The 13,121-nt window shown below is 29.8% G+C and carries 6 protein-coding genes; all 6 read right to left on the bottom strand.

Going from position 1 to position 13,121, the window contains the following annotated elements; genetic code table 11:
• Positions 1–104: 104 nt before the first annotated feature.
• Positions 105–3,335 carry a glycoside hydrolase family 2 TIM barrel-domain containing protein gene (locus tag MPF13_RS12625; protein WP_249983017.1) on the bottom strand — a complete coding sequence of 1,077 codons (3,231 nt, stop codon included), beginning with the start codon at positions 3,333–3,335 and terminating at the stop codon, positions 105–107.
• Between the two features lie 108 nt (positions 3,336–3,443).
• On the bottom strand, positions 3,444–5,852 hold the full coding sequence (locus MPF13_RS12620; protein WP_249983015.1) for a glycoside hydrolase family 2 TIM barrel-domain containing protein: 2,409 nt from the start codon (positions 5,850–5,852) through the stop codon (positions 3,444–3,446).
• A gap of 27 nt (positions 5,853–5,879) precedes the next feature.
• Entirely contained in the window at positions 5,880–7,385 is a 1,506-nt protein-coding gene (locus MPF13_RS12615) for a sulfatase family protein (protein ID WP_249983013.1), read from the bottom strand.
• Between the two features lie 6 nt (positions 7,386–7,391).
• A complete protein-coding gene (locus tag MPF13_RS12610) occupies positions 7,392–8,927 on the bottom strand; it encodes a sulfatase (protein WP_249983012.1) in 1,536 nt (511 codons plus the stop codon).
• Complete coding sequence (locus tag MPF13_RS12605) at positions 8,924–10,450, bottom strand: T9SS type A sorting domain-containing protein (RefSeq protein ID WP_249983010.1); 1,527 nt, start codon at positions 10,448–10,450, stop codon at positions 8,924–8,926. Before MPF13_RS12605 ends, MPF13_RS12610 begins: the two co-directional genes overlap by 4 nt.
• Before the next feature lie 5 nt (positions 10,451–10,455).
• A complete protein-coding gene (locus tag MPF13_RS12600; protein WP_249983008.1) occupies positions 10,456–13,119 on the bottom strand; it encodes a hypothetical protein in 2,664 nt (887 codons plus the stop codon).
• Positions 13,120–13,121: the final 2 nt, after the last annotated feature.

Genomic DNA, 13,121 nt, shown 5'->3' with positions numbered 1-13,121 from the left:
CTTTTTTATTAAAAAACAGTGACTTTACTCAAAATCAACCAACTGATTGAATATTTAAGAGTAAAACCACTGTCTTTTTTTTATAAACTATTTAATTTATAGTTTTAGTTTTTGGTATTTAATATAAATTCTAACTCAAATTTTCCTGATGGAATTTCATATTTAGGCACAACTTCAGACAAAGTTCCATTAACACTCATTTGAATGGAATGAATATTCAATGTATAAAAACCTTGTTTTTCTAAATCGAAAGGATGTTTAGATTTTTGTATGTTTTTTTCTGAATAAGGCCAAATTGAAAATCCAAAAGTTGGAGCTCCAGAAATCATTAAATGATTCTTTTTATTTAATAATTTCAACCATCTTGTGTCAGAACGATTTCCGTTTTCTTGTGGTAAAATATAGTTGGTAAACAAATCATCTGTTTTAAAAGTAAACTCATCTACAACAGTTCCTCTTTTTCTATCTATATAATTTTCCCAAGGTCCTTTTCCGTAAAAAGTAGTTGTGTTATAAGTAGAAGAAACGCCCATTGTCATTCCAAACTTAATAAGATTTGGTAAACTTTCTTTGGCATCCATTTTTTGGTTTACTACAATCCTACCATCACTTAAAAAGTGATATTTGATTGTTAAACTTACTTCTTCTTTATATTTTTTTGATACAGAAACCGTAATTTCATTCTTCTTTTCAGCATCTTTTTTGAAAGATGTAACTTTTAATTTGTTGTTTAACGTTTCCCAATATTTACGCTGTTTTCTGAAGTTTCCACTACTTGCTCCACGCAAATCATTATCTGCAGGAGGTCTAAAAAAGTTCGATTTTAAAGGTGATACCAACTGTTCTTTACCATTTTTGATAAAAGAAATTAACTCTCCTGTTTCTTTAGAAACCTTTGCACTATATTTTTTTCCAAATATTTTTATAGTTGAAGCATTTTCTGAAAACTCTAATTTAGAGTTTGATGAAGACGCATACTTATTTGTAGCAACTTTGTCTTTGATTGATAACTGCTCTTTAGCTACTTGATAGCCTTTTGTTGCCCAAAGTGTATTTTGTTTTTCGTGTACAGAAATTTGCAACCAATATTCGTTTTTATCTTTAAAACGGATTTTTTTAAATGGAATATTTAGGGTTGATGATGAACTTGGTTTTACATCAAGATTTTGTAAAATTCCAGATTGAATTTCTTTTCCATTTTCAGAAATCGTCCATTTTACTTCATAAGCATTTAAGTTCGTTTCGTTTAAATGATTTACAGCTGTAACTGTTCCTTTTTTAAAATCTACATTTTTAAAACTAAATGGTTGATGAATGTATTTTACTTCCCAAGCGTGTGGATTTGGTTTTCCATCAGGAGAAAAAACACCATTGATACAGAAATTTTTATCATTTGGATAATCCCCAAAATCGCCTCCATAAGCATAGAAATCATTTCCTTTTTTATCTTTTTTAACCAAACCTTGGTCTTTAAAATCCCAAATAAAACCACCAATTAAATTCTTTTTAGAATTGATTAAATCCCAATATTCACCTAAATTCCCTATAGAATTCCCCATTGCATGGGCATATTCACACATAACAATAGGTCTGTTGATGTATTTGCTTTCAGACATTGCTTTTAGTTGATAAATCTCAGGATACATTCTACTCAAAACATCTACATAATAAGGATCTGTTGGATTAGCGTGTGCTTTTCCTCTAAACACTTTTTGTCCTTCTTCTCCTTCTTTATATTCAGGATGAGTAGGATCTCCTTGTGCGCCTTCATAATGTACAAAACGTGATGCATCATAATCTTTTACCCAACTAGCAGCTGCTGCAAATGCAGGTCCTGTTCCTGCTTCATTACCTAAAGACCAAGAAATTATAGATGGATGATTTTTATCTCTATCTACCATTCTCATTACTCTACTTAAAATAGGAATTGCCAAACTTGGTTGTTGTGGTGCATAACTTCCTAAATGATGATTTTCGATGTTGGCTTCATCCATCACATAAATTCCGTATTTATCGCACAGATCATAGAAATACGGATCATTTGGATAATGTGAAGTTCTTACTGCATTAAAATTGAATTGTTTCATCAATATTACATCATCTTCTAAATCTTTTCTGGTTAAAGCTTTTCCTCTTATAGGATGATGATCGTGTCTATTTACACCTTTTATTTTAGTCGGTTTTCCATTAATTAACAACTCGTTTTCTTTGCTAAAACTAATTTGTCTAAAACCTATTTTTTGACTTCTAGATTCAATAATTTTTCCTGAAGCATCTTTAACATCAAACACCAAAGTATATAAATATGGGTTTTCTGAAGACCATTTTTTAGGATTCTTAATTTGTGCTTCTAAAAAAGCAAACTTGTTAATATCTCTTTGATTCCATCTTTCAAAATGAACACTTTCTACAGCGCAAGTCATTGCTTTTGTAGTTACTTTATTGTTTCCTGCGTCATATAAATTTGCAGAAATAGTCCAATTTTTAAAACTGTTTTCATCACCTTTCATCCAAATATGTGGACGAATTTCTAGTTTTGCATTCTCTAACTTATCATCGAACTTTGTTCTCACAAAAAAGTCATTTAAAGAAACTTTAGGTTGTGCAATTAATAACACTTCTCTATGAATTCCGCTTAAACGCCACATATCCTGGTCTTCGAAATAACTCCCATCACTCCATCTAAAAACCTGAACTGCAACTCTGTTTTTTCCTTCTTCTAAAAACTCGGTAATATCAAATTCTGCTGCCAATCTACTACCTTGACTATAACCAACTTTTTTACCATTTACCCAGACATAAAATGCTGATGAAACTCCACCAAAATGTAAAACTACTGATTGATTATCCCAATCTTTTGGGATGGTAAAATCTCTATAATAAGACCCTACAGGATTATCTCTGTACTTTTCTATAAATGGAAATTGAGGTGGATGTGGTCCCAAATAACTATATTTTCTTTTCCCTCCAGTTTTAATATGTGGTGTAAATGGATAGATAATATTAGAATAAATAGGGATATCATATCCTTGTAACTCCCAATTAGAAGGCACAGGAATGTCTTTCCAACTTGCATCATTAAAATCTTTTTTGATAAAATCTTGAGGTCTTTCTTTAGAGGTAGGTACAAAGTTAAATTTCCAAGTTCCATTTAACGATTTTATTCTAGCATTTTCTCTATTACCTTCCAAAGCATCTGCATGTGTTTTGTAAGAATAACTCGGTACTCTAGAACGTAGTTTGTTTTGTTCGAACATTAATTCATTTTCCCAATCGTTTTGTGAAAAAATTAGTTGTGAAAATAGAAGTAATACAATAAGTGGGTTGATTTTCATTTTAATAAATTAATTGTTATAAATGTAAAAACATACTTAGACAAGTAATAAAATAAAATTATCTAAGTACAATCGTTTATTACCTTAAGTAGTTATTTTTTAGATATGTTATTCTTTTTTTAAAATTGTCTTTTCTTTTTTTATTTGATTGTTAAAAGCAATTAAACTAATGTCTTTTTTTGTATTTTCTACTTGTATAAGTACCAAACATCTACCGTTTTTTATAATTCCAGTTTTGGTATTGTTAAAATTTGATGCATCTGTAACATCTCCATTATCAATACCAATTATTTTGGCGTTTCCGTTAATTTTAAAATTAACTTTAGTGGGTATATGACTGACTAAAACTCCTTTTCTATCAGTTAGATTTACTTCTACTTGAATAATTTTTCTTGTAGTAATTTCTTTAGGAATAAATTTAAAAGAACTTGGTTTTTTTGATGTTCTTATAACATATTCACAAACCGGTTTTCCGTTAATAATTCCAACTGCTTTTAAAGTTCCAGGTTTATAATTAACATCTCTCCACTTTACAATCCAATTAGAGAAATCTTTTAGTTTTTTATTTCCAATTTTCTTTCCGTTTAAATATAAGTCTACAGAATCGCAGTTTGTGTATGTAACTAAATCGTACTTTTTGTTTTTTTCTAAATTCCAATTCGATTTCATTGGTGGAGAACCCCATCTACCTGAGGTAGAAAAATCATCTGCTTTTCCATCATAAACCGCAATTCTTACCATTGGTTTTTTAGACCAAAAAGCTTCATATAAATAAGAAATTTCTTTTCTAAAACCTGCTCTATCTAGCAACCCAGAATCAGAACCTAGTTTTGGAAAATTTCGAGATTCTCCTAAATAATCAATCCCAACCCATAAAAATAACCCCATATTATGGTTATTTTCTAACACATCAATCCAAGGTGCTTTTTCTATGTTTGCAAATCTTTTTTTAGGTGTACTATTAAAATATATATAACTTTCTGTGCTAACATAAGGTTTATCAGGATTTTGCAAACCAATTTCTTTCACCCATTGTTCACCATAATTCATAGCAATTAAATCCATTTCATTAGTAGTTTTTATAATGGCTTTAATTTTTTCTGATGGATCTCCATCTTTTCCTCTTTCCATTCCAGAAACAACAGGTCTTGTAGGGTCTAAAGAACGTACAAAAGCAGTATATCTTCTGAGTCCTTCAATTTGTTCTACAGTTCCTGGAGAATGATTTTCGTTACCAACACTCCAAATAATAACACATGGATGATTTCTATCTCTTAAAATGGTTGTTTTATAATTTTTCTGCCATTCAAACTCAAAAAATGGATCTGCAAAACCACTTGGATTAAAAAAAGTAGGATGTTTTTTTGGCGCCCAAACTAAAGAAGCATCAGAATTCCATTTATCTACAAACTCATTCATCACCAAAAACCCCATTTCATCACATAAATCTAAAAACTCCTTAGACATTGGGTTATGAGCAGTTCTAATAGCATTGCAACCAAAACTTTTTAACGTTTTTAATCGCGATTTCCAAATATCTATAGGAACTGCAGCTCCTAAAACACCTGCTTCATGGTGCAAGCAAACTCCTTTTAATTTTAAATTTTCTCCATTTAAGAAGAAGCCATTTTTAGGATGAAACTCTAGAGTTCTAATACCGAATTTGGAATTATAAACATCTAATACTTTACCATTTTTAGAAATGACACTTTTTGCAGAATAAGTTTTAGTGTCTTGCAGAGACCAAAACTCAGGTTTATTAATAGTTACTTGTTGATTAATTTTTGTTGTAGTTCTATTCTTTAAGTTCTTATTTGACTTTACAGAGCCAACTTTTAATCCTTTGGCGTTATAAATTACAGTTTCAATGCTAATACTCTCAGAATTACTATAATTTCTAATAGTTGTTTCAATATTTACAAGAGCTATATCTTCCGATATTTTTGGAGTAGTAATAAATGTCCCAAACTGATCAACAGCAATTTTATTAGTTTTAACTAACCAAACATTTCTGTAAATTCCAGAGCCTGAATACCACCTGCAATTGGGTTGTATTGAATTATCTACTTTAACTGCAAAAGTATTTTTCTCTCCAAATTTTAAGAAGGAAGTAATATTGTAATGAAAATTAGTGTAACCATCATTTTGGTTCCCTACATAATGTCCATTTATCCAAAGCGTCGAATTTTTATATACACCATCAAATTCAATCAAAAATTCTTTATCTGCATCTTGTTTAGCTATAACAACCGACTTTCTGTACCAACCAATGCCTCCTGGTAACCATGCATTTCTTCCAGAATTATTTTTACTAAATTCTTGTTCTATACTCCAATCGTGAGGTACATTTAAGGTGCGCCAATCTTCATCTAAATAATCTGGTTTTGAATATTCTCCTTTATTAGATAAATTAAATTTCCAGTTATTATTAAAATTTATTCTACTTCTAACCTCATCGTTTTGAGCTATCAAAATGGTGGTAGTAATAAAAAGTAATAAAGAAAATAGCTTTTTCATCCGTTTTAAATCAGCATAAATAATTGATTATTTTGTTTTATAACCTCCCTTTTTTAAACCAGGTTCGTCATACTTTTCTAATTGCTTAAATAATTCTGTTTGCATCTTTTTAGCAATGGCTGCATACTCTTTATCATAATAGAAATTTATCAATTCATCTGGATCTTTTTGTAAATCAAATAAATACGGTTTTTCTTTTTTATCAATCACCAATTTATATCTATCATTAACTGCAGAAACCCACCATCCACCAGATTTTGCAAAATAGGTAATTCTATCGCTTGTTATTTCTTTTTTATTATTTGTAAAATCATCAGAAGTGTCTAAACCATGAAACTTTGCATTACTTTTTACATTCATTAAACTTAAAATAGTTGGAACAAAATCTACATTTGTATATGCAGTATTTAATACTTTTCCTGAAGGAATTTTATTAGGATATCTTATTACAAACGGAATTCTAGCAGAACCTTCATAAGGCACGCCTTTGTTACGTCTATTGTGTTCAAAAAACATATCTCCATGATCTGAAGTAAACACTACAATTGTATTTTCTGATAAATTATTATCATCTAAAAATTGTAATATTCTACCTACAGAATCATCTATATGGCTTACCATACCAAAATATTGTTTCAATGCATTTTTTTCATTTTCAAATGATTTTTTTCCTACAGCCTCATTTTTATCATTCTTATTCATACTTCTAGCCCAAGATGGTTTTAAAGCTACATATTCTGGTGCCATAGTTTTAGGCGCTTTAATATCTAAATCTTGATACATAGTATTGTAAGGAGGCTTTGCATAATCTGGTGTATGTGGATCTGGAATAGAAAGCATTAGAGCAAAAGGTTTGTTTTTATCTCTTTCTAAAATTTCTAATGTTTTATCAGTAAAAAAGTCGGTTAAATGAATTACTTCTTCTTTTGGTAATCTTGCAGCAGCTTTTTCATTTATCCCTTTAAATTTTCCATTTTTTATATGAAAATAAGGAGCATGACCACCTCTCATCATATATCTATTATCCTCAAAACCTGCTTTGTATTCTATATCAAAAACATATTTTTTATGACCAGCTAAATGCCATTTACCTACATAAGACGTTGCATAACCCTGATCTCTTAAGATTGTAGCAAAAGTTGGAACATCTTTGCTAATATGCAATCCATTTTTTGGAGCTCCTGTAGCTTGAGGATATAATCCTGTAACCAATGAAGCTCTAGAAGGAGTACAAACAGGTGAAGCACAATAATAACTAGTTGCTATTGCCCCTTCGTTTGCAATTTTATCGATATTTGGCGTTTTAGAATTGTTTCCTTTTCCCCAAACAAAAGCTTGTTCTTCTGGTAATAACTTTTGATAAGCACTTAAAGTTCTAAAATTATGCTCATCTGTATGAATGATTATTAAATTTGGCTTCTCTTTTGATTCTACTTTATTCTTAGTAGAATTAGAAACTGTTTTTTGACCTTTACAACTTAAAAGAGCAATGATAATTATTGCAGTAATTGTTAAAATAATTTTTGATTTCATTTGATATTATTTTTTAAAAACGCGTGTTGCTTTTATGGTTGGATCTTGATCTGCATCCACATAGTTTTTTGGCTTTTTATACCTTTCTTTACTCGCTTTTTTCCTTTTCTTAGGAATCCACTTTTTTAACTCTTTAATCTCTTTTTTATACCTTGAATCTTTAATTAAATTATTCCATTCATGGGGATCATTTACAATGTCATACAATTCTTCTTCACCAGATAAATATTTAATATAATGAAGTTTTTCTGTTAAAACTGATGTTCCATTTGCTGAAACAGTAACACCAGGGTATTTCCAATTAGAAGAAGGATTTTTTAATAATTTAGAAAAATCATGTCCATCTAAATTATCTTTCTTAGGCAAATTTGCTAAACTGATTAACGTTGGATATAAATCTAATAAACTTACAGTTTTATCTGATATAATTGTCTTTTCCATTCCTGGGAGCTTCACAAAAAATGGAGGTTTTACAGCTTCAGACCACAAAGTATTTTTTAAATAACGTTGTTTTTCACCTAAATGCCATCCATGGTCTCCCCAAATGACAATAATAGTATTGTCTGCATAACCACTTTTTTCTAAAGCATCCATTACAATACCTAAACACTTGTCTACATAACTTACGTTTGCCAAATATGCTCTTGTAGCTTCTTTACTAAGATTGTGTTTTTTAATCCACTTGTATTCTGCAGTTGGTTTAAATTTCTGCTTTCCTTGGGCATTTGTTATGTCTGCTAAATCATCTTCTTTAATTATTAAATCTTCTATTTTATTGATATCATACATATCAAAAAACTCTTGAGGAACAAACCATGGTAAGTGTGGTTTTATAAAACCAACTGACATGAAAAAAGGCTTGTCAAAATCTCTTTGTAGTTGTTTTCTTGCCCAATCTGCAACACCAAAATCTACCGTTTTTTCAAATTTATCTTTTGTTGGTCCCCAACTAAGTTTTGCTTTTTTCTCTTTGTATTCTAGTTTTACAACTCCATTAATTGCTCCTGCTTTAGAAGATGTAACATATTTATTATTTACAGCATCTTTATTATATCTTCTAGCTCTTGAAAATTCATCAAAAGCCCAAGCACCAAAATCTGTTTTTCCATTTTTTGTACCATGTTTATGAAACATTTTTCCATTAGATAACGTATGATAACCATTTAATGAAAAATATTCTGGTAAAGTTGGATTTTTCTGAACTAACTCTGAATATAACATGTCATGTGAATTCGCATAAACACCTGAAGTGCTAGGTAAAAATCCAGATAAAATTGCTGAACGAGATGGCCCACAAATTGGGGCTGGAGTAACTCCATTTTTAAACACCACTGCTCCACTTTTAGTTAGTTTATCCATATTTGGAGTGATGGCTTGTTTGTTCCCTTCAAGTGGGCTTACCCAATCATTCAAATCATCAATAGCAATAAAAAGAATATTTGGTTTTTGTTGTTTTTGGGCAAATGCTGAAAATCCAATAAGGCTTAAGGTTAAAAAAAGAATGGCAATTTTCAGTTTTTTTATACTATTTAAACAAATCATATTTTTTGCAATTTTATGTTTATTGATGGTTTTGATGAATCTTCTTTAATTTTTAGAAAATAAACTCCAGTTTTTAGGCTTCTTACATCTACTTTAATGGCCTTATTATTTCTTAGAAACGAAATATTATCCATTCTTTTTCCTAAAATATTATATAGGGTAATACTTTCTACATTTGGAAGATTAATATGTACAAAATCTTTAGTAGGATTAGGATATAAAATGAATTCTTCTAATAAATTACTACTATTTACAGACAATGAAGACTCACAATATGGCCAAGAATTTTTAGTAGTATCTGTATTATCTTCAGTTGTTAACATGGTTTTAGATTGATATTCAAAACCATTTTGAATAACATTAGAAAAATTCACATTAAAAGTTCCAGCACCAGTTCCTGTAGCTGTATTAATAATAGCAGCAATTGCTGGAGCATTATAACTTTCTCCATCTGGATTATAAGTTGTAGAAACTAAATCTCTTATTGCTTTGTCACAAGGTAGGTATTTTACTCTCCACCAATTTAATTGTGCATTTACACCATAATTAGCAGTTACATTTGATACAATACAATCATCAGAAAAAGTACCTGCTGGGTACCCATGCTCATCAAAACCTTTATCAATTCTTACTGCAGTTGCACAATCTGTTGTTGTTACATTCTCTACATCTACTTTACCATTTGTCATTGTATGAGGAGAAATCATAAGCGCAGAATTACAATTTGATCCTGAAATATTTCTTCCAACAATATCAAAAATTCCTAAATCATGAGTTTCTTCATGCAATTCTACAATTTGTAAAGAACCAGATTCTATTCTTAAAGTTACCCCTCCATTTCCAACCAAATCTTTAAACAAAATATGTTTACCAATTCTTACTTGCGCAATTCCATAGCCAGCATGTGCTCTGTTATCGCTTGCATTTTTAAAAACTCCATTTTGTGGTCCATAAAATTGACCATTGTAATCAGTAAACCCAAAATTAGCAGCATTAAAAATTGTATTGTCATCTAATAAATGAAAGTTGTCAATTAAAAAATTATCAACATTTAACATTAAAAAAACTTGTCCTCTTAAATTTTTAGAAATATCTGGAACTCTAAAATCTATTGTAAACTTACCTCCATCACCTCTAATGCTAACATCTTTAACTGTTGCACTTTTTTTACCAAATGAAAAAACTCTCCAATTACCAGAATCTGGAATTATAGGTTTAACTATAGCATCTTTATCAAATACCAAATGGACTTTAGATTTCATATTAATATTACCCAAATAATAAGTACCAGCAGGAATTATAATTTTACCTCCATTTGCTAATGCTGTAACATTATTAATGGCAGCTTGCATTGCACTTGAATCATCTAGGGCGTCATTACCATTAGCACCAAAGTCTGTAACTAAATTTTTTGTAACACCATTATTCCAAGTTTCTGTATAGAAATCGCTTTCATTTTGTGAATACAAAGAAAAATTGAAACAAATAATAACTGCTAATAAAATCTTTTTTAGTCCAATCACTTTTTTTAATATTTAATATCTATAAACTGCAAAGAACCCGCTAAAACTTTGGTTTCTAACTTATTATTTTTGATTTTAAGCACATCATTACTTAAAATATCTTTAGCTGATTTTGGTTTTCTATTTTGAAACGTAATGGTTACATCTCTATCTTGAGGCTCAATATAACCTTGATCCATTAAAATAATTCTTGTATGATTTTCATCAATTTTAATAGCAGACCAAGCAGCACCTTTAACAATTATTGGTAATTGTTTAGCACCTTTTTCTACTTGATTTTTTAATGTTGATTGATATTCTTTAGCTGATACAAACTCATTGTTTAAATACCCTTTTTTACCATTACTAACACTAAAAGGAATGTTCTTTTTTACTAACATTTCTTTAGATTCAATAGGAGCAATTGGCACCATTCCATTTGGAGTTTCAGGCATATAATTTAACCACCTGTAATGAACACCTAAGGCTATTTTAGAAAAATCATTTTCAGGAATATTTGTTCCTGCCCAATGCATTTGGCCAACAGAAAAAACTGCATTTTCATCATCCTTTTTATATTGATTGATACTGTGATGTGTATCTACAGAATGTACCAATTTTTCATCTACATCTTTTATCAAATGCCAAGAACCAATAGATTGTATATTTTCTTTTTCTACTATAGGTAATACACCAGATTTCATCATTGCAAATAAAATATTAAGACCTGGTTCTTCAACAAATCCGCCATTAAATAAAACTCCATAACGTGCTCCATAAGCAGCCATCATAACCCCTTGCCTTAAATAAGGTGAAACAGAGTTTTGACCTCCAGGAGTTAATGGTCTCCAACTTGTAGGATTATCATCTATCAATCGCATTGTAAAATCGTTGATATATCCACCTGCAAACATTCCTACTCTACCTGCTAAATTTAAATCTTGAATTCGATTACTTGTATCTTCTGAAGCTGGAGCTAAAAAATCACTATATTTCCCTGAGAAAAACATTTCTTTCCAAAGAGGTAAGTGTGATGTTGCTGCCCAAAACATATTTTTGTATCTAAAATATAATTTTGCTCTATTATTTTTACGAATTGCTTTTGCCAACCTTGGCATATATTCTTTTACAAAATGAATAACTCTTGGATCATCTACCTTATCCATTTCTGCATACACAAATCCGTAACAAGTTGTAGGAGCAACTCTTAATATTTCTTCTAAAGTTTCTATTTGAATGTAAAAAGGATCATTTCCATGACCAGCCCAAAAAGTAAAAGGTTGTCCTTTTGCTTCATAGTCTTTTGCCATTTGAATGATGTCTTCTCTAGAATCCTGATATTTTCCTCTTTTGTCTTTTTTTAGTGCAATTTTTCCTAATTTCTGAACTAAATGTGTTCTATCTGTAGATTCTTTAGGCGATTTTTGAATAACAAATTTTATAGAATTTCCATCAAGTTTATCTAGTTTAGAATCTAAATCTGCTTTGGTAACCATTACCCAAGGTTTATCAGACTTTTGCTGATAATTAGGCATTTTAAAATTAAGAACTTGTTTATAGAGTTTGTCTAGATTCTTTTCAACCGCTAACATGCTACCTTGTTTTTGGTATTTTGTTTTGTGCCAATTGTTTTTTGATACATTATAAAAATCTACATTGTTACCTCCATCTACTGTACCTGTAGCAATTAATTGATTGGTTTTAGATTCATACACAAAATTGCTATACACACCTTTACCATACCTTTCTCCACCAGTATTTTTTAGTTTTCCTTTATGATCTAAAACAATTAAAATACCTCCATGCTGAAACATAATTTCATTTCTTTTTGGTAAAAAAGTACCTTGAGAATGTGCATAACGTTGTGTCTGCTTTCTGTTTCCTTCATATTCTGCTATGACATTAAAATTAGCATCTAGTGTTGTGAAAAATGGTCTAAACTTAGTATCACCAAAAAACAAAATATCATCTTTATGATCTTTATTGATATCTGCAATTTCAATATCTGTAACCATTATTTTAGACAAAGATTTTAAATCGTTTTTCTTATAACTTACTTGTTTAATAATTGCTTTGGTTTCTGGATTTAAAAAGCCCATAAATTCCCATCTGAATTTATCGTGCACATAAGTCATTAAAAACAACGTTTCTTTAGAGGAATCTAAGAATTTACCTGATTCTATTTTTCTAACAACTCCTTTAATTTTAGTTTTTGAAACTAATTTTCCTTGAGTATTTAATTCATATAATTGGTAGTTGTTTCCACCCGCAAAAATTTGAATTTTATCATTGTTTTTTACAACTGCAATTTCAGATAAACGTGTTTTTTGTTCTGGTGAATATTTCCACAATAATTTTCCATCACTGTTGATACAATACACAATTCCATTTCCTGCAACTGCTAATAAATCATCATTGCCATCATTATTGATGTCTTCTGCTAAAATTTCAAAAATTACTGATGGGTTATCAATTTTAAAGTTCCATAATTCTTCGCCTTTTAAAGTATAAGCAGCTAAACTTGAACTTAAACTAGATAAAAACAAAACAGGTTCCTGATTAATTTCAGCAACTACAGAGTTTCTAATATTGTTTGTCTTTGTTGAAAAATTTTGAGCATTGGCTGAAAGCGAAAAGAAAACAATTGCTAACAGTAATATTTGACTTTTATATATTTTTATATTCTTCATCT

This window comes from Polaribacter sp. Z022 (genome assembly GCF_023555495.1).
Taxonomy (GTDB): domain Bacteria; phylum Bacteroidota; class Bacteroidia; order Flavobacteriales; family Flavobacteriaceae; genus Polaribacter.
Note: the sequence above shows the minus strand (reverse complement) of the source record. Positions and strands in the feature narration are given on the sequence as shown.

Bases quoted from the DNA above. Each gene is read 5' to 3' on its own strand.
- MPF13_RS12625 (WP_249983017.1), bottom strand. From the start codon at position 3,335: ATGAAAATCAACCCACTTATTGTATTACTTCTATTTTCACAACTAATT.
- MPF13_RS12620 (WP_249983015.1), bottom strand. From the start codon at position 5,852: ATGAAAAAGCTATTTTCTTTATTACTTTTTATTACTACCACCATTTTG.
- MPF13_RS12615 (WP_249983013.1), bottom strand. From the start codon at position 7,385: ATGAAATCAAAAATTATTTTAACAATTACTGCAATAATTATCATTGCT.
- MPF13_RS12610 (WP_249983012.1), bottom strand. From the start codon at position 8,927: ATGATTTGTTTAAATAGTATAAAAAAACTGAAAATTGCCATTCTTTTT.
- MPF13_RS12600 (WP_249983008.1), bottom strand. From the start codon at position 13,119: ATGAAGAATATAAAAATATATAAAAGTCAAATATTACTGTTAGCAATT.